This is a genomic window from Vibrio sp. 10N.286.52.C3 (genome assembly GCF_041468865.1).
In the GTDB taxonomy this organism is placed as follows: Bacteria; Pseudomonadota; Gammaproteobacteria; order Enterobacterales; family Vibrionaceae; genus Vibrio; species Vibrio crassostreae_C.
The window spans coordinates 57,416-76,152 of record NZ_JBFRJM010000008.1; the positions used below are offsets into that span (position 1 = coordinate 57,416).

At 43.2% G+C, this 18,737-nt stretch carries 18 protein-coding genes and 1 riboswitch; of the genes, 10 read left to right on the forward strand and 8 right to left on the reverse strand.

Translation table 11 applies throughout. The features are described from left to right. Positions 1–64: 64 nt before the first annotated feature. Positions 65–850 carry a tRNA uridine 5-oxyacetic acid(34) methyltransferase CmoM gene (gene cmoM / locus AB4138_RS03740; RefSeq protein WP_017063509.1) on the reverse strand — a complete coding sequence of 262 codons (786 nt, stop codon included), beginning with the start codon at positions 848–850 and terminating at the stop codon, positions 65–67. 115 nt (positions 851–965) lie between these two features. Here cmoM and elyC point away from each other — a divergent pair, with 115 nt between their 5' ends. Then, positions 966–1,817 (forward strand): envelope biogenesis factor ElyC, encoded by an 852-nt coding sequence (elyC, locus tag AB4138_RS03745; RefSeq protein ID WP_102332487.1) that lies wholly within the window; start codon positions 966–968, stop codon positions 1,815–1,817. A gap of 166 nt (positions 1,818–1,983) precedes the next feature. Here the strand turns inward: elyC and torR are convergent, their stop codons facing one another. Further along, on the reverse strand, positions 1,984–2,697 hold the full coding sequence (gene torR, locus AB4138_RS03750) for a two-component system response regulator TorR (RefSeq protein ID WP_017067841.1): 714 nt from the start codon (positions 2,695–2,697) through the stop codon (positions 1,984–1,986). A gap of 285 nt (positions 2,698–2,982) precedes the next feature. Here torR and torD point away from each other — a divergent pair, with 285 nt between their 5' ends. From torD to AB4138_RS03775, 5 genes are all read left to right on the forward strand, one after another. Further along, positions 2,983–3,630 (forward strand): molecular chaperone TorD, encoded by a 648-nt coding sequence (gene torD / locus AB4138_RS03755; RefSeq protein ID WP_017062095.1) that lies wholly within the window; start codon positions 2,983–2,985, stop codon positions 3,628–3,630. 316 nt (positions 3,631–3,946) lie between these two features. Further along, on the forward strand, positions 3,947–4,951 hold the full coding sequence (purR, locus tag AB4138_RS03760; RefSeq protein ID WP_017063507.1) for an HTH-type transcriptional repressor PurR: 1,005 nt from the start codon (positions 3,947–3,949) through the stop codon (positions 4,949–4,951). A 170-nt stretch (positions 4,952–5,121) separates the two neighbouring features. Further along, a riboswitch (cyclic di-GMP riboswitch) is annotated at positions 5,122–5,207 on the forward strand. 127 nt (positions 5,208–5,334) lie between these two features. Next, a complete protein-coding gene (locus tag AB4138_RS03765) occupies positions 5,335–5,925 on the forward strand; it encodes a TfoX/Sxy family DNA transformation protein (protein ID WP_019820997.1) in 591 nt (196 codons plus the stop codon). Positions 5,926–6,059: 134 nt separating this feature from the next. Next, positions 6,060–6,740, forward strand: a complete 681-nt coding sequence (locus AB4138_RS03770; protein ID WP_017072239.1) for a TVP38/TMEM64 family protein — start codon at positions 6,060–6,062, stop codon at positions 6,738–6,740. 64 nt (positions 6,741–6,804) lie between these two features. Then, the gene (locus tag AB4138_RS03775) at positions 6,805–7,122 is read left to right on the forward strand and encodes a DUF2007 domain-containing protein (protein ID WP_372305021.1); all 318 of its coding nucleotides are present in this window, start codon (positions 6,805–6,807) and stop codon (positions 7,120–7,122) included. 131 nt (positions 7,123–7,253) lie between these two features. Here the strand turns inward: AB4138_RS03775 and AB4138_RS03780 are convergent, their stop codons facing one another. The 4 genes from AB4138_RS03780 to topA form a co-directional block, all read right to left on the reverse strand. Continuing rightward, positions 7,254–8,051: an alpha/beta fold hydrolase gene (locus tag AB4138_RS03780; RefSeq protein ID WP_017062100.1), complete on the reverse strand. Its 798-nt coding sequence runs from the start codon at positions 8,049–8,051 to the stop codon at positions 7,254–7,256. A gap of 285 nt (positions 8,052–8,336) precedes the next feature. Then, a complete protein-coding gene (glgA, locus tag AB4138_RS03785; protein ID WP_371720703.1) occupies positions 8,337–9,791 on the reverse strand; it encodes a glycogen synthase GlgA in 1,455 nt (484 codons plus the stop codon). After that, on the reverse strand, positions 9,781–11,010 hold the full coding sequence (gene glgC, locus AB4138_RS03790; RefSeq protein ID WP_080582251.1) for a glucose-1-phosphate adenylyltransferase: 1,230 nt from the start codon (positions 11,008–11,010) through the stop codon (positions 9,781–9,783). The genes glgA and glgC overlap by 11 nt, the downstream gene beginning before the upstream one ends. A gap of 524 nt (positions 11,011–11,534) precedes the next feature. After that, entirely contained in the window at positions 11,535–14,165 is a 2,631-nt protein-coding gene (gene topA, locus AB4138_RS03795; protein WP_017067846.1) for a type I DNA topoisomerase, read from the reverse strand. A gap of 439 nt (positions 14,166–14,604) precedes the next feature. Here topA and AB4138_RS03800 point away from each other — a divergent pair, with 439 nt between their 5' ends. Then, a complete protein-coding gene (locus tag AB4138_RS03800; protein WP_017062104.1) occupies positions 14,605–14,850 on the forward strand; it encodes a YciN family protein in 246 nt (81 codons plus the stop codon). Positions 14,851–14,911: 61 nt separating this feature from the next. Here AB4138_RS03800 and aroA read toward each other — a convergent pair whose 3' ends face one another. Both aroA and AB4138_RS03810 read right to left on the reverse strand, forming a co-directional pair. Continuing rightward, a complete protein-coding gene (gene aroA / locus AB4138_RS03805) occupies positions 14,912–16,192 on the reverse strand; it encodes a 3-phosphoshikimate 1-carboxyvinyltransferase (protein ID WP_017062105.1) in 1,281 nt (426 codons plus the stop codon). A gap of 162 nt (positions 16,193–16,354) precedes the next feature. Then, positions 16,355–16,810 carry a glycine zipper 2TM domain-containing protein gene (locus AB4138_RS03810; protein ID WP_004736438.1) on the reverse strand — a complete coding sequence of 152 codons (456 nt, stop codon included), beginning with the start codon at positions 16,808–16,810 and terminating at the stop codon, positions 16,355–16,357. A 53-nt stretch (positions 16,811–16,863) separates the two neighbouring features. Between AB4138_RS03810 and aat the strand changes: the two genes are divergently transcribed. From aat to infA, 3 genes are all read left to right on the forward strand, one after another. After that, entirely contained in the window at positions 16,864–17,574 is a 711-nt protein-coding gene (gene aat / locus AB4138_RS03815) for a leucyl/phenylalanyl-tRNA--protein transferase (protein ID WP_372305024.1), read from the forward strand. After that, on the forward strand, positions 17,574–18,272 hold the full coding sequence (locus tag AB4138_RS03820) for an arginyltransferase (RefSeq protein WP_372305026.1): 699 nt from the start codon (positions 17,574–17,576) through the stop codon (positions 18,270–18,272). The genes aat and AB4138_RS03820 overlap by 1 nt, the downstream gene beginning before the upstream one ends. 81 nt (positions 18,273–18,353) lie before the next feature. After that, complete coding sequence (gene infA / locus AB4138_RS03825) at positions 18,354–18,572, forward strand: translation initiation factor IF-1 (protein ID WP_001040192.1); 219 nt, start codon at positions 18,354–18,356, stop codon at positions 18,570–18,572. Positions 18,573–18,737 lie beyond the last annotated feature (165 nt).

An 18,737-nucleotide genomic window follows, 5' to 3' on the forward strand; every position in this document is an offset into this window, starting at 1 on the left:
ATGACGCGGGCTTCTTACGATTGCATAGCGCATGTTGTGGCTTCTTTTACCACATTCACCGCTGTTATTGCGCAGGTTTTTGAGCCCAAACGTGAATATAACGGCCTAGTGACAGATATGGCTCTTGGCGACATAGCTGTTTTTCCAGTTCCAATACATCTTCAAATTGGTAATCGCCCATGTACTCCATATTACCTATGTAGTCACTGAAAGAGCGAATGCCTGATTTACCACAGATTTCTAGACCAGCGTCTTCTATCCATTGATAAACCTCTTCCGGCTTCAAGCCTTTTTGTGGTTGCAGCTTAAACCGTTTTCGATGTGGCATCCCATTCAATACATGAGGAATGTTGCCACAAATCACATTTTTCAGGACTAATCCGTGGTGGTTGTAAAACATTATCGAGGCAACACCACCTGGCTTAACTTGTTCAAGCAATAAATCAAGCGCCTCTTTAGGATCGGCTAACCATTCCATTACGGCATGAAACATCACAAAATCGACTTTCTCATCGAGATGTTCTGCGACTTTTTGTACCGGTGAATGAATAAATCGATATTGCTCTAGCAAACCCGCTTCGCTGATACTTTCTTCGGCGAGCTTCAGCATTTCAGAAGAGAGATCACACAGAGAAACGTTATGCCCAAGCGACGCAATTTTTTGCGACATCTGCGCAAGGCCGCCTCCAGCATCAAGCACATGCAGCGGCGAAGCTGATTGCTCAAACTTGCTCAAAGCTTGTTCTAAATCTTCCCATACGATGATCTGACGGATCTCTCCTTTGTCAGAGCCGTAAATATTTTTTGCAAATTTGTGGGCAATATCGTCGAAATTACGGTCTTCAGTCACGGCTACTTGAGTTATTATGTCCTATCGTGCCTGCTATTCTGTCACAGGAATTTCAGGAATAAAGAGGCGATGTCTCTTTTTACTACTAAGTGATGTTTTTTCGGACTATTCGGATATGTTTGAGCTGAAAAAAGTAGTGTCTTCGCTATTGATGCCACTGCCAGCAATGTTAATTCTCGCTTTTCTGGGTTTAGCCCTAGTGATGTTTACTACCAAAAGGAAGACTGGTTGCCTAATCACCCTCTCAGCCCTATGTGGTATTTTCCTAATCGCTTTCCAGCCAGTTTCTAGTCAACTTTTAATGCCAATGGAAAGGCAACACACCGCATTTTTACCTGTCGATGAAACCGTCGATTACGTGATGGTTCTTGGAAGTGGTCACGTCGTAGACGACCAAATTCCACCGACATCAGAACTTAGCCGCACCGGCCTGATGCGTTTAAGTGAAGGGATTCGTATTCTACGCCTCTACCCTGGTGCAAAACTCATTTTGTCTGGCTATGGCGCAGGCACTGAAGTAAGTAACGCAAGAATGATGGCTAAAGTGGCTTTAGCACTTGGCGTAGCAAAGCCCGACATCATTCTGCTTGAAACCGCAAAAGACACTTGGGAAGAAGCCCGCCAAGCCGCTGCGTTCGTTAAGAATAAAAGAATGGTGTTGGTGACTTCAGCGAGCCATATGACTCGCGCACTGAACGAATTCAATGCTGCTGGAATGAAACCACTGCCGGCACCAACTAACTACCTTGCACAAGAAGGTATAGTTGAGCCGTGGGAAAAGTACATGCCGAAAGCGCTATACCTTGAGCAGACTGAGCGTTACTGGCACGAAACCATGGGATTGGTTTGGCAAAGCCTGCGTGATTGGCTAGATACAAGCAATGACATTGTTGAAGAGCCTGTTATTCCAGAAGCTTCCAGCTTAATTGAAGATGACGGTGAAGTTTCCGCGGCTCAGCCTCAATAAGCCCATTGAATCTTTAAACTCATCTTAAGCATACAGAGTCGCCAAGTATTTGTAGATTCTCTGGTCGTTAACAGTAAAAGCTGAGTAATAAAAAAGCCGAGACATCAATGATGTCTCGGCTTTTTACGTTTAAATGTCGTTGTTAATTAATCACTCCCGAAGGAAATCAATCACCAGCGAACATGTAACCTTCACCGTGAACCGTCACAAAGATTTGTGGGTTCTTAGGATCGAACTCCATTTTTGCACGCATACGACGAATCAGCACGTCGATAGTACGGTCATTAGGCGCGTCCACTCGGTGGCTAATCATATTCAAAATACGTTCGCGGCTTAATACTTGGTTAGGGTAAGAAGACAATGCCACTAGCAGTTCGTATTCTGCTTTGGTCAGTTTCACTGGTTCGCCGTTCTTGCTTAACGCACGACGAGGGATATCAAATGTCCACTCACCAAAACGAACCACAGACTCATCTGATGTTTCTTCTACAGCGCCCGCTGCTGTTTTACGAGCAGCAGAGATACGCCAAAGTAGGTTTTTAACTCGAACTAATAACTCGCGAAGTTCGAAGGGTTTAGTAACGTAATCGTCAGCGCCCATTTCAAGGCCTACGATCTTGTCGATGCTATCCGTGCGTCCAGTAACTAAAATAATTCCAATGTCTGATTGACTGCGTAATTCGCGAGTTAGCATCAATCCATCTTCGCCTGGTAAGTTGATGTCCAGCATAATGAGGTCAACGTTGTTTTCTTCTAACACGTTTCTCATTTGAGCGCCGCTTTCTGCTTCGCTCACTGTGTAACCCTCGTTCTGGAAGTATCCAACCAGTTTACTGCGGGTTACCACATCATCTTCTACGACTAATACGTGATAGCTCATCTACACCACTTTTCTTATTTAATAGTTTCAGTGACTATTCTATTCATAACTAGTAACAATTCTAGTGGTACAGAAGATAAAAGCCAGAAACATGGATTTTTTTTGATACAAGACAATCTTAAACCTTGCTATTTATCGTCCATCGCAATTCAATATAGGCATTACTACTAACGAGTAACTTTGCGTTTCGCAAATAACCTTGTTATTCAGCCTTGGTGTGCTTATGCCCAAGTGACTTCAAGATGCATATAAGCAACATCACAAGACTAAGTCAGGATCTAACAAATGAAAGATACGAAAGCGTTCAACGAGCAAAGAGCAGAAATATACTGGTGGCTATCAAGCTTATTTGCCAAAGAGCTCACTCAAGAAGAACTCGATCACTACCACTCTGTTGAAATTCGTTCTTTCCTAACTGGTTTAGGCGAAAATGAGACACTAAAGCCAGCGATTGATAAGTTAGTGGATGCGCTGAACCGCCTACAAACTCGTGAAGATGCTCAGCTAGAACTGTCTGCAGACTTTTGCGATCTTTTCTTAAAGACAGATAAGCACGGCGCTCTTCCTTACGCTTCAATGTATATCGGCGAAACTGGCCTTTTGAATGATAAGCCAGCAAAAGATATGGAAGAGATCATGGCTAAGCACAACTTAGTTGTGAACCAAGATCTAAAAGAGCCAGCAGACCACATTGCTATCGAACTCGATTTCCTTGGTAACTTGATCATTCGTTCAAACGAAACGAATATTGAAGAAGAACTAGAGAACTCATTTGCCGCTCAACAGCAGTTTATCGAACAACAACTGCTGACTTGGTTACCAAAGTTCAACGTGAAATGTCATGACGTTGATGAATTCGGTTTCTACGCCTCCGTCTCATCGTTGCTACTCGCATTCTGTCAATTAGACACTCAATATTTAGCTGGTGAATAGCTTATTGGATGACTCGTTAAATAAATTCAGAAGAATGTGACAATTCACCCGGATTTCCGGGTGAATTTTATTGCGAGTAATTTCTAGTCAGTCTAAAATTGTGACCGCAAACGATAAAATATGAAACATTCACGAAATGCTATGCTTATTATAGTTTTGAGCATTTCGGTGTTAAGACAAGCCGCTCAATAGCGGTTTTTTGTTTTTTAGCACTTTTAGTACCCAAAGAGCCCTACAAATTTAAGCTCTTAGTTAGGTAGCTTAACGGCTACTTTATTCCGTACTTTGGGAAAGTAGCTTCTAATAGGATAAAACCATGGCCACTATAAAAGATGTCGCTCGCTTAGCCGGCGTATCAACAACAACCGTTTCTCACGTAATCAATAAAACTCGCTTTGTTGCAGAAGCAACGCAAGAAAAAGTAAACAAAGCCGTAGATGAACTGAACTATGCACCAAGTGCTGTTGCTCGTAGCTTGAAGTGTAATACAACACGCACCATCGGCATGCTAGTGACTCAATCAACTAATCTATTCTTCTCTGAAGTTATCGATGGTGTTGAGAGCTACTGCTACCGTCAAGGTTACACTTTGATCCTGTGTAATACGGGCGGTATCTATGAGAAGCAACGTGACTACATTCGAATGCTTGCAGAGAAACGTGTAGATGGCATCTTAGTTATGTGTTCTGACCTAACTGAAGAACTAAGAGAGATGTTAGACCGTCACGCTGACATCCCTAAAGTTATTATGGACTGGGGCCCAGAGAGTTCTCAAGCTGATAAGATCATCGATAACTCTGAAGAAGGTGGCTACCTAGCGACCAAATACCTTATTGAACGCGGTCACTCTAAGATTGCATGTTTAAGTGGCCACTTAGACAAAGCAGCATGTGTTGAACGTATTGCCGGTTACAAGCGCGCACTTAACGAAGCTAAAATTTCTGCCGATGACAATATGATCATCGAAGGCAACTTCGAGTGTGATACGGCTGTTCTTGCTGCAGAACAAATCGTTGAGATGGAAGATCGTCCAACGGCGGTATTCTGCTTTAACGACACAATGGCACTCGGCTTAATGAGCCGACTGCAAGAAAAAGGCATCCGCATTCCTGAAGATATCTCAGTGATCGGTTACGACAACATCGAACTCGCTGAATACTTCTCTCCGCCGTTAACGACAGTTCACCAACCAAAACGTCGTGTTGGTAAGAATGCATTCGAAATTCTATTGGAGCGCATCAAAGACAAAGACCACGAAAAACGCGTCTTCGAAATGCACCCTGAAATTGTTGAACGAAGTACAGTTAAGACGTTAAATTAATTGATAATTCGAGTTTAATTTCATCAAGCGCACCTTTAGGTGCGCTTTTTTTATCAGCAACTATAATGAACCCTTATGCATAAATGAAAGATCATTAATTGAAGCAGTATCACATTTTGAAATATCAAGTGTGAGCTTCATTCAACAAAAACTTTATTCTATTCAATCAGTCACGCACAGGGCAAACCACTCGAAAGAGTGAGACGCAAAGCTTCCGGCCTAAACCACTCGTTGGTATGGTAGCGGGGTTACCGATGGCAAAATGCAGTAACTACTAATAATTTAGTAATTTACGGCTTATTGACAATTTAATTGCAACATTTTGCTAATCTCTCGGACCTGCTTATTTGGTGGCGTAGTTCAAATACACCGAGATAAATAACATGGATAAACCGATACTAAAGGACTCGATGAAGTTATTTGAGTCCCTAGGAAAAATAAAATCACGCTCAATGTTTGGTGGCTTCGGTCTTTTTGCTGATGACACTATGTTTGCTCTGGTTGTAAATGACCAGTTGCACATACGCGCAGACAAAGGCACAACTAAACAATTCGAACAACAAGGGTTTCAACCGTACGTCTACAAAAAGCGTGGTTTCCCTGTCGTTACTAAATATTTCGCTTTACCTGAAGGCCTCTGGCAAGACCAAGAGAAAATCTTGCAGCTTGCAACCACGTCTCTAGGTTTTGCTAAAGAAGAAAAAGCTGAGCAGTCTTCTGCTAAGCCGACCCGACTCAAAGATCTGCCTAATCTTCGACTCGCTACCGAGCGTATGTTGAAAAAGGCAGGGATCGATTCTGTAGAACGTTTATATGAATCTGGCTCTGTAAACGCATTTAACGCCATCAAAGAATCGCATGCGTCTTCTGTCAGTATTGAACTACTTTGGGCGCTAGAAGGCGCGATTAATGGTACACATTGGTCTGTTATACCGCAGCAGCGTCGCGAAGAGCTTATCAATCGCGTCAATTAACATTGTCAGTGCAATCTATATACATAACTAAGCCGCATTTACTGCGGCTTTTTTTATATCTGGTGAAAGTTAATCTATGCTTTGCCTGTCTATCTATACTATCGGTATGCATTGAAAATTTAGAGGAAGTATCAATGAGTAAGAAAATGATATTGGGTATTGTGTTGGTCGTAACCATCGTCTTGTTAGGCATCAATTTCGGCCAATACTTAACGCTTGAAAATGCTAAGGCCCAACAAGCTGTGTTAAATGACTACATTGACAGCAACTTTATTGCGGCTGCCGCTATCTATTTTGTCGCGTATGTCATGATTACGGCTTTCTCCATTCCTGGTGCCGCTGTTGTAACCTTATTAGGGGCCGCGCTATTTGGCTTCTGGAACAGCTTGCTACTGGTATCTTTCGCAAGTGCGATCGGTGCGACCTTAGCTTTCTTAAGTAGCCGTTACCTGTTGCGTGACTGGATTCAAACCAAGTTTGGTGACAAATTGGCGACGATTAACAAGGGGGTTGAAAAAGACGGCGCATTTTACCTGTTTTCTCTGCGTCTGATTCCTGTATTCCCATTTTTCCTTATCAACCTATTGATGGGTCTAACACCGATGTCAGTGAGTCGTTACTACATTACGAGTCAAATCGGGATGTTACCGGGGACGGCGGTTTTCTTGAATGCTGGTACTCAGCTCGCAGAAATTGATTCACTTTCGGGCATCGTCTCCCCTTCAGTACTATTGTCATTTGCATTATTGGGGATATTCCCAATAGTGGCTAAATGGTTGATGGGTAAGTTTCGCTCAGCACCCGTAGCTGAATAATGTATATAGCAGAATAGTTTATAATATCTAAACAACACAGATAGCCGAATAAGGTTCTATTTCAATGAAAATCTTCAGTGCATCGAATCCGACAGAAGCTCATATCATCTGTGGATTATTAGAAAGCGAGAATATTGCCTGTGAAGTCCGTGGTGAGGGGTTGTTCGGATTAAAGGGGGAAATCCCATTCACTGAAGAAACTGACCCTTACGTATGGTTATATGAGCCAGAATTGGCCAGTAAAGCTCGCATGCTCGTCAATGACTACCAAAATCAGCAAGATTCGATCATCTATGAAGAGCGGCGTTGTGGTGAGTGTCATGAAGTCAACGAAGCGCAATTCGGCTCTTGCTGGCAGTGCGGTGCTGCCTCACCTGAATAGCAGGGTTTCAGTGACCTGATAGAACGATTCGGTCAGATACCTCCTCCAATTAAAAACGGGAAGCTAAAGTTAGCTTCCCGTTTTTATTTCAATTCGATTAACTCATCATCTTTGATTTCACGCCTAGAAAATCACTGAATTTGTTTTTGAATAAACGCAATCGAACGCTGATTAAACTCTTCAGGGTTTTCCACGTTACACACGTGTCCACAATTCGGGATTTCTACTAGCTCACTCGATTCATGCGCTGCAACCATTTCTTTTACAGGCTTAATAAACATGTAGTCACGTTCACCCATCAAATAAAGAGTCGGTATTGGTAGCTCTCTATCTTTAAAATATTTCATCAAGGGGTTTACATCAGCCGTTAAGATAAACCAGCGTTTAAATTCTTTCTGGCACAGTTTTTTGGCTTCGCGGATAAAAAGGTGACGAGACTCTTTTTGGCTTTTTTGTGGCATCACAACATAAGCAAAAAGGCTGTATAACCACATGTAAGGAATGATGTGCTTGCTGAGGTTACCCAACTTGATTAACACTTGAGAGCGAGTGTTTAGCTTGGTGACAGCGCCACCCAGTACCATTGAACGTACACGGCCAGCCGCCAGTTCGGCAACGTTACGCACAATAATCGTGCCCAAAGACATGCCAACGAAATGTGCAGAACGGATCTTAAGATGGTCTAACACTTTAAGAATATCAAGCGTCACCGATTTGAACGTATAACGATTCGAAATCAGCCCTTTAAGTATATTGTCTGATTTACCGTGCCCTCTCAGATCAATGAGAAGTAAGTTGAAATGCTGTTTATACGCTTTGATCTGCTTGAACCAGATGGAGGAACTGCCTCCTGCGCCATGCACAAATACAACCCACTCATCGCTCGTAGGGTGAGTAAATGTTTTATGAAATAGTAAACTCTCAGACATACCTATCGCTTTAATTATTGGAATGGAGCTATGCCTCATCACGAGGCGATGACTAAGGATACCACGCTATTAAGAACTTTAAGTGATAATAGTGTCAAACCTATCATTAGTCATGTGAATACCTACCTCACCTTTTCTACCTGACAAAAATGAGTTTGCAAGCTTTGTCTTCGTAAACGTGATGTGCTCTGACCAGGAAACAAAAAGGCACTCAACAATTAGAGCGCCTTCATTTATTACGAGCTGTTGTTGCCCGCCCGCTAATTTTAAAGCTAAGTCAACAAGTTAAAATGCTGAATGATACATAGCTAGGTATTCTTTAGCCGCATCTTCCCAACTAAAATCTTGCTGCATCGCATAAAGCTGAGCACGCTTAATTTCAGATGGGTTTTGTGCATAAAGCAGTAATGAACGATGTAACACAGCCAATAACGCCTGCGGTGTTGGCTCTTCAAAAGCAAACCCAGTCGCGACTTCAGGATCTTCATCGTAATCATTCACGCTGTCTTTTAAACCTCCCACAGAACGAACAATCGGCAAAGTACCGTAAGCCATGCTGTAGATTTGGTTTAAGCCACACGGTTCAAATTCCGAAGGCATCAAGAAGAAATCAGAGCCTGCTTCAACCAAGTGCGCAAGTTCATTATTGTACGCTTCTACGAACGAGAACTTATCTGAGTGAAGCGCTGATAGCTCTTTCAATTGACTCGCCAAAACCGGATCGCCAGTACCGACAATCACGATCTGAAGATCATTTTTCAAAAACTGTTCGATGATAGGCAGTAAGTAATGAACACCTTTTTGATTCGTCAAGCGACAAACCATGCCATAAACCGCGCAATCGGCAACGGGTAAACCTACATCTTGTTGCAGTTTTTGCTTACAAGCTGATTTTCCGCGAGCCATGCTGTGCTTGGTCGCTTTGTATTTACGAGGAAGGAAAGCATCAGTTTCCGGATTCCAAGCCCCATAATCACACCCATTCAAAATGCCGAACAGATCAGCAGATCTGTGTTGGAATTCTGCAGCCATACCGTGGCTACCTAATTCCGTTTTCAACTCTTCTGCATAGGTAGGACTTACTGCGTTCACTTTATCCGCACACATCACTCCAGCTCTTAGCATAGTGACATGAGTGTCACTCACTGAAGCTTCAGGCGCATGGTAACGGTGCATCTCTGGCAGGAATTGAAGTTCATCGTAGGCGAACACACCTTTGAAAACCGCATTGTGAATCGAAATAACACTGCGCGTATTTTCAAAGAAATCGTGTTGTTGATAACGCGATTTAAGCAAGAAAGGAACGAAACCAGTATGCCAGTCATTTGCATGAATGATATCCGGTTGGAAACCAAGCTTAGGAAGCATATCAAGACAGGCTGCACTAAAGAACGAGAAGCGCTCTCCGTTATCAGCATAAGCTTGATTGTTTTCTGCGTACATTTCCGGGCGGTCGAAATACTTGGCACATTCAATACCAAAAACTGGAACGCCTTCTACGCTCAGTTTTTTAACTTGATAAGCCGTATGAGGCCAATGATCGAGTTCAGTCGATAAAATAACTTCTGCTGAATCAATGTTTGGAATGTTTCTATATGCGGGGATAGTCACTCGAACGTCCTGTTCGAGTGTTTGCAACGCTTTCGGCAGTGCCTTGGCTACATCAGCCAAGCCACCACTTTTAATCAAGCCTTCAACTTCAGACGCTACAAAAAGTACCGAGAGAGTCTTAGTAACCAACTCGTGCTCCTTTAGAAATCACTACGACACCATCGTCAGATACGTGGTAATGCTTTTTGTCTTCTGTCAGATTTACACCAATCTGTGTACCCGGTGCGATATCTGCGTCTTTATCAATGATAACGCGGCGCAAGATACAACCCTCACCCACTTTTACATCACCGAGTAAGATGCTTTCGCTAATATCACACGCTGATGCGATATTGCTGCGGAAGCCCAGTACACTCTTTTCAATACGCGAACCACGTACATAACTACCGCTACACACAAGGCTATCAATGATCTGAATTCGACCATTTGCCGAATCAGTAAACGTAGCTGGTGGTAGTGGCGGGTAATAAGTGTGTAGAGGCCATTTACGGTTGTATAGCGAGAATGGCGCATCTTTCTTAAGAAGGTCCATGTGCGCTTGCCAGTACGCGTCAATCGTACCTACATCGCGCCAGTAAACTTCTTCTTTCTCACCAGTAATACGGTTGGTGCTGAAATCATAAACAAACACATCACCACGTGGGAACATGTTTGGAATAATGTCTTTGCCGAAATCGTGTGTCGAACCTTCTCTATCAGCATCTTCCGTTAGTTCGGCAAAAAGCTCTTTCGCTTCGAACACGTAGTTGCCCATTGAAACGAGCGCTGATTCTGGATCGCCCGGGATCGACTTCGGATTTGCAGGTTTCTCTTCAAAGCCAATCATACGGCCGTCAGCATCAACCTCAATAACACCGAATTCTGATGCTTCAGCAAGCGGCATGCGCAATGCTGATACTGTTAGAGCCGCTTTCTTCTCTTTATGGAAATCAAGCATCTGTTTGATGTCCATCTTATAGATATGGTCTGAACCAAAAATACATACTTGATCAGGTTCTTCCAACTCCATAAAGCCCATGTTTTGGTAGATAGCATCTGCTGTGCCTTCATACCAACGCTTTCCTTTGCGCATTTGCGCAGGAATTGGGTCGATAAAACGGTCTGTTATGCCACTGATATTCCAGCCTTTTTTCATATGGTGGAACAGTGACTGTGACTTAAATTGTGTTAATACGTAGATCTTCATTAGATCAGCATTAACGAAGTTGTTCAAAGCGAAATCAATTAAGCGGTAACTACCACCGAAAGGAACCGAGGGTTTGCTGCGAGATTCAGTTAAAGGTCTTAAGCGAGAGCCTTCACCACCAGCAAGAATCATTCCCAATACACCAGCCATTTTATTCTCCATATATCTATAGCTTGTCGATGTTAGTACTCGTAGAGGTATCTTCCTCTGGGGGATGAGCACCAACACTTATTTCGGTATTTAGCGAATATCCATTCACATACAGTGACAATATCCTAAGCCAAACGTTGTTATGTGTGCACTATTCTTTGCACTTGGTTTTATATACGTTATCGACTTTTCGGCCGAATTCAATTTTTAATACGCCATTCTGTGGTACGTAAGCTGATTGCTTTCCTAAGACTTAAAGCAGCTCACACTACACCGTCCAGACGAAACATTACATTAACACCCGACACACATCAGGTATACAACTAAACGCTGATCTGTGAGTTACAATATTTTAATTAAGTTACATTCTCGTTAAAGTTGCATAAGAAAATCTGATTAATTGGCATTATTTATTTTGCGATGTGAATTTAATAAATTCTCGCAGACGAAACACCAGGTCAACAAGTTGCATATTTAGTCATATTGAGATCAAAAAAAAGCAGCCATTAGGCTGCTTTTTCATCAATAACGTTCAGTTATTTCTCTTTAGGCTTTTTACGCTTATCCGTAACTTCCCACTTACCGTCGATGTACAACGCAGTCCAACCGGACGGTTTTCCATCTACTTCAGTACGCACGTAGTTTTCTTTGGTCTTACGACTAAAACGAACCACTGTCGGCTTACCATCAGGGTCAGCAACTGGCGCTGATGCTAGGTATTGGAACTTAGGTGAGATACGGTCTTTAAAACGAACCAGCTCTTCCACTAATGGTGCACGTGTTTCACGTGATTTAGGGAAGTTGCTCGCAGCCATAAATAGACCAGAAGCACCATCACGAAGAACAAAGTACGCGTCTGAATTTTCACACGGAAGTTCAGGGAAATGCACCGGGTCTTCTTTTGGTGGCGCAACTTCGCCATTTTTCAGAATCTTACGAGTGTTCTTACAATCTTCACTCGTACAGTCCATGTATTTACCAAAACGACCGTTCTTCAGAACCATGTCAGAACCACACTTGTCACACTCAACAAGTGGACCATCGTAGCCTTTCACTTTAAATTCGCCGTGCTCAACCACATAACCTTCACAGTTCGGGTTGTTACCACATACGTGCATCTTACGCTTATCATCGATTAGATAGGCATCCATTGCCGTTTCACAAATAGGACAACGCTTTTTAGCTCGAAGTGCTGCTGTTTCAACGTCTTCTTCAAGCACGTTGATAATGCCTTCTTCATCACCAAGGTTGATTGTTGTCTTACAACGCTCTTTTGGTGGAAGTGCATAGCCAGAACAACCAAGGAATACGCCTGTCGAAGCAGTACGAATACCCATTTTACGGCTACAAGTCGGACACTCAATATCGGTTTCCACGATATGATTTGGCTTCATGCCACCAGCGTCTTCGTCTAAGTCTGCTTTTTCCAAATCGCCAGTAAAGTCTTCGAAGAAGTTATCTAGCACGCCTTTCCAGCTTGCTTCGCCTTCTGCGATTTGGTCCAACTTCTGCTCCATACGAGCAGTGAAGTCGTAGTTCATTAGGTCATTGAAACTGCCATCTAGACGGTCAGTAACAATTTCACCCATCTTCTCAGCATAGAAACGACGCTGTTCAACTTTTACATAACCGCGATCTTGAATCGTTGAGATGATTGATGCGTATGTTGAAGGACGACCAATACCACGCTTCTCAAGCTCTTTAACTAGCGCCGCTTCAGTGAAACGAGCCGGTGGCTTAGTGAAGTGCTGTTTAGGGTCTAGCGCAATCAGATCAAGCTTATCGCCGATCTGTACTGCTGGAAGGATCGTATCTTCGTTCTTGCCCATTGGACGCTGAACACGAGTCCAACCATCAAATTTAAGGATACGACCTTTCGCTTTCAACGTGTACTCATCTGCTTTAACGCTTACTGTCGTTGAATCGTATTGAGCTGGCGTCATTTGACACGCTACGAATTGATTCCAAATTAGCGAGTAAAGCTTGTGTGCGTCTGCGTCTACGCCGTTTAGATCTTCCGACTTAACATCTACACTTGAAGGACGAATCGCTTCGTGGGCCTCTTGAGCGCCCTCTTTGCTGCCGTATGCAAGAGCTTTAGGTGGAAGGTATTGCGCGCCGTACTCAGAACCAATGTATTCACGAGCGGCTTCTACAGCTTCTGAACTCAAGTTGGTTGAATCAGTACGCATATAAGTGATGTAACCCGCTTCATACAGGCGTTGAGCCAGCATCATGGTTTTCTTTACGCCATAACCAAGACGCGTACTCGCCGCTTGTTGCAGCGTCGACGTGATGTAAGGTGCAGACGGCTTACTCTTTGTTGGGCGGTCTTCACGTTTACATACTTCGTATTGCGCTTTTTCTAAAACGCTAACAGCAGCTTGTGTTTGCGCTTCATTTTCAGGTTTAAACGCAACACCGTCTTTCTGTGCAACTTGCAGTCTAAAGTCGGTTTTCTCTGCTGTTTTAGTATCAGCATGCACATCCCAGAACTCTTCAGGGATAAAGGCGTTGATCTCGCGCTCACGCTCTACCAGTAGTTTTACCGCTACTGATTGAACACGGCCAGCGGACAGGCCTCGTGCTACTTTTTTCCAAAGCAGAGGTGACACCATAAAGCCAACAACACGGTCCATAAAACGTCGTGCTTGTTGTGCGTTTACGCCATCAATATTTAGCTCACCTGGAGTTTCGAAAGCTTGTTGAATAGCATTCTTGGTGATTTCGTTAAAAACCACTCGCTTGTATCGCGTTTCATCGCCACCGATGATCTCACGAAGGTGCCATGCGATAGCTTCTCCTTCGCGGTCCAAATCGGTTGCGAGATAAACATGGTCTGCGTTCTCAGCCAGTTTTTGCAATTCAGCGACGACTTTCTCTTTACCAGGTAGGATTTGATAGTTCGCTTCCCACTCTTTATATGGGTTGATACCCATCTTTTTGATAAGAGCTTTGCGATCTTTTTCTTTTTTGATACGAGCTTTGTCTTCTGGGCTCATACCCTTGGTTGAAACTGCAGCAGCCTTTTGACCAGTACTTTGACCTGCCGTTGGTAAATCACGTACGTGACCTACACTCGACTTAACGACAAAGTCTTTGCCAAGATATTTATTGATAGTTTTAGCCTTGGCTGGCGACTCCACTATAACGAGCGATTTACCCATATTGACTCTAACGTCCTTAATCACGATGCTTCAGCACCAACAATTTAGCTTGTGGGCTTTTACGCATGATATTCTAAATTCATTGCTTCTTTTTTTACTATTGTGCGAGATTACTAGAAGATCAACCGCTTTTTTCAAAATTGGATCTGATCGCTCGACAATTCGACGACTCATAGATAAAAGGGTCACAATATAAAGAAGCTATAAAGTACTCACTAAGAATACTTGCAAGAGCCTATTCATCAGGCATTACGTCTAAACGGGCTCATACTAAGCTTGTCCGCGAATCTAACGCGAGCCCCATTCAATTATTTTTGCCGTAAATCACAAAATAAATTGTGGATGTTTGAAAAGACTCTCTTAATCGGTTGTGAAATCATTGAATTTCTAGTTCGACACCATAAACTCAACGTTATATTCAGTTATCAGAGATAAACTCATGACAAAGAAAGTAATAGCAGAATTTGATTTACTGCTTATCGCAAACCAAATTATCCAATCACATGATGACTACATTGAAGGCATGCGCGCAAACAGCGTAGTAGAAAAAGACGATGTACTCGTCTTCAAAGGTGAATACTTCTTAGACAGCAATGGAATGCCGACAGAGAATACAACCGCGGTATTTAACATGTTTAAATACTTAGCGCACCACCTTTCGAAAGAATTTACAATTCAGCAATAATTAAAAAGCTTGCCACTTAGGCAAGCTTTTTTGTTCCTAAACCTTTACATACTAAGCATTTTTATAGACTTAGCATTTTCAGCTTGTCGAAATAATCAGGGAATGTCTTTGACGTACAACCTGGATCATTAATCGTCACAGGCGTATCGCTCAAAGCAACCAGCGAGAAACACATCGCCATACGGTGATCATCGTAAGTATCAATCGCCGCATGAGTCAGTTCAGCCACAGGGTTAACAATAATGTAATCTTCACCCTCTTCCACTTCAGCGCCGACTTTGCGTAGCTCTGTTGCCATTGCAGCCAAGCGGTCTGTCTCTTTCACACGCCAGTTGTAGACATTACGGATTGCCGTTGTGCCTTTCGCAAACAATGCGGTTGTCGCGATAGTCATCGCAGCATCTGGGATATGGTTATAGTCCATATCAATGCCTTTCAGCTCGCCACAACGAGAAATAACGTAGTCGTCACCCCATTCGATTTCCGCACCCATTTTCTCAAGCGCATCAGCGAATTGGATATCACCTTGGATACTGTTTTTACCAATACCAGTGACCTTAATCTCACCACCTTTGATAGCAGCGGCTGCAAGGAAATATGACGCAGATGATGCATCACCTTCAACCAAGAAATCACCCGGTGCCGAGTAAGATTGCCCGGTAGGAATCACAAACTCTTGGTAATCATTATTGATCACGTCCACACCAAATTGCTTCATGATGTGCAGCGTAATATCGATGTAAGGTTTAGAAACCAATTCACCGTCAATTTTAATGGTCACTTCACCTTCAGCTAAAGGCGCAGCCATCAAAAATGCCGTCAAAAATTGACTAGAGATCGAACCGTCGATAGAAACCGTACCGCTCTTCAAACCGGTACCTGTGATCTTCAATGGCGGGTAGTTTTCGTTCTCTAAATATTCAACGTCGGCACCGGCTTCTCGTAGTGCTGTTACTAAGTGGCCAATTGGGCGCTCTTTCATGCGAGGCTCACCAGTAAGAACGTATTCACCGCGACCTAAACATAGTGCAGCCGCCAACGGACGCATCGCCGTACCCGCGTTACCTAAGAAAAGCTCTAGGGCTTTGTCACTTGAGAATGCACCACCAACACCTGTCACTTCACAAACGGTTTTGTCTGCAGACAACTGATAATCAACACCTAACTGAGTCAATGCATTCAACATATGACGAATATCATCACTGTCTAGCAAGTTTGTTAGGCGAGTGGTTCCCGTAGAAAGTGCAGCCAAAAGAAGTGCACGGTTGGAAACGCTTTTTGAACCAGGTAGGTTAACTTCCCCGTTCACTTTTTGAATTGGTTGTAACGTAAGGCTTTCCATTAAATCTTATAGTCCTTGTACCACCCGAAGTCACTGGTGCGTATTTATTTTCGGGTGATGAATAATTCTTCGTACTTGCAGACTAACGAACTTTTCCAACGAACTCCAGAGCTAATCCGGCCCAAACCGGTGATTAATTAGCCAATCAATCGTATTTATATACTAGTACACGAGATCAACTCGAACACCATCTGAAAAATAGAGAATTCGTACATCATCGCCTCGGTTGAACAGCATCGAGTTATCGACATCTTGGATAATGTTGACCAACTTGTCGTCTTTGGTTTTGACCAATAACTCGACCAGTTTGTACTCTACTTTATATTGTGTGTTACCTCGGTTACGAGCAATACCCGCACCTGCTACTGCACCTACAGCTGTCGCCACTTCTTTACCAGTGCCGCCGCCAAACTGGTTACCAATCAAGCCACCAATCGCCGCACCTAACAAGGTTTCCCAACCATTCGCTTTCGACTCAACGATCTCTTGCTGAGTGATGTATCTGACCGTATCAATCTCACCATAAACCACCTCGTTTACTGGTCGAGCTTGGTTTCTGTTGTAAGCTGCATTTGCCAACATGGGCAAAACAAGTAAAATCCAAAGCAACTTCTTCATGGTAAAACTCCTAAAGACCTCTTGGTCAGTGATTAATCTGTAATGCGGTACTTATGACTATATACCTAACCGAACTTGATACTACTAGTATAGAGTTTCCTTCGCCTTTCGACGCGCTTGATGACCCCAACGGTCTGCTCGCCTTCGGTGGTGATTTATCACCAATGCGAATTTTAAACGCTTATAGCCAAGGTATATTTCCATGGTATGGCCCAGGTGAGCCTATACTTTGGTGGAGCCCTGCACCGCGAGCGGTATTTAATCCTAAGACATTCGAACCGTCAAAAAGTCTTAAAAAGTTTCAAAGAAAGCACAATTACCGAGTCAGCATCAACCAAGCGACGGACAGAGTAATTGGTTATTGCTCTTCACTAAGACCCGAAGAAGAAACCTGGCTAAACAGCGACATGCAGTCAGCCTACCGCAAACTCGCTTCATTAGGTTTCTGCCACTCGGTTGAGGTTTGGCAAGATGATGAACTGATCGGTGGACTTTACGGCTTACAAAGAGGCCAAGTCTTTTGCGGTGAATCGATGTTCAGCCTAAAGACCAATGCCTCTAAAATTGCGCTGTGGTACTTTTGTAAACACTTTACACAATTCGGCGGACAACTAGTTGATTGCCAAGTCATGAACCCTCACTTGGAATCCTTAGGCGCTATCGAGGTTGATAGGGATGAATTCCTAAGTTCTCTGCAATTACTCAAAGAATTTTCCGTTGACGATGCATGCTTTCAAACCCAATGGCTAAAGGAAATGCCTTAATGAATCCAGATTTACAACAAATCAGAATTGGATTAACAGACAATCACGCTTGCAGCTACTTACCTCACCTCGAAGAGAGAGTGGCGGTCACGCTTGATGAACACATGCACACCTCAGATAACTATGAAGTTCTGCTTGCGAATGGATTTCGCCGCAGTGGAACGACCATTTACAAACCACATTGCGATAATTGCTCAGCATGCCAAGCGATTCGGCTTTCAATTCCTGAGATTAAGCTTTCCAAAAGCCAACGACGGATCCTTAACAAAGGGAAATCACTGCGTTGGGAGCTGAAAGATGAGATGGATGACAACTGGTTTGACTTATACAGTCGCTATATCACCGCTCGTCACCGTTCGGGAACCATGTACCCACCCAAGAAAAAAGAGTTTCTACAATTCTCTAAAAATGAGTGGCTTACTACAAAGTTCATGCACATCTATGAAGAGAACAAGTTGGTTGGTATCGCCGTAACCGACATCATGGCTCACTGTACGAGCGCGTTTTATACCTTCTTCGATCCTGATATAGACATTTCGATGGGAACACTTGGCGTTTTATTTCAGATCCAACATGCCCAGAAAGAGCAAAAACAATGGTTATATTTGGGTTATCAAATCGATGAATGCCCTGCGATGAACTATAAAGTACGATTTCAACGTCATCAAAGGCTAGTAAATCAGCGGTGGCAAGGGTAGAATACGCGACAACTTTACATATTTTGATTTTAACGGCACAATCAAGCCGTTAAAAACCGCCAAATTTCGAAAGAGGATTAGATGGCTAAAGAAGACGTAATCGAGATGCAAGGCACTGTCCTTGATACTCTACCAAACACAATGTTCCGTGTTGAGCTTGAAAACGGTCACGTAGTGACAGCACACATCTCTGGTAAAATGCGTAAGAACTACATCCGTATTCTTACTGGAGATAAAGTAACTGTTGAGATGACTCCATACGACCTTTCTAAAGGCCGCATCGTCTTCCGTGCTCGTTAATTTTTAATTAGCGAATACAATAAGAAGCGGAGCTTAATGCTCCGTTTTTTATTGCCTGAGCATTTTACTACACAAGCACATCAATCTCGCATCTCGCATCTCGCATCTCGCATCTCGCATCTCGCAAGCATAAAAAAACGCACAACCTAAGTCATGCGTTTTATA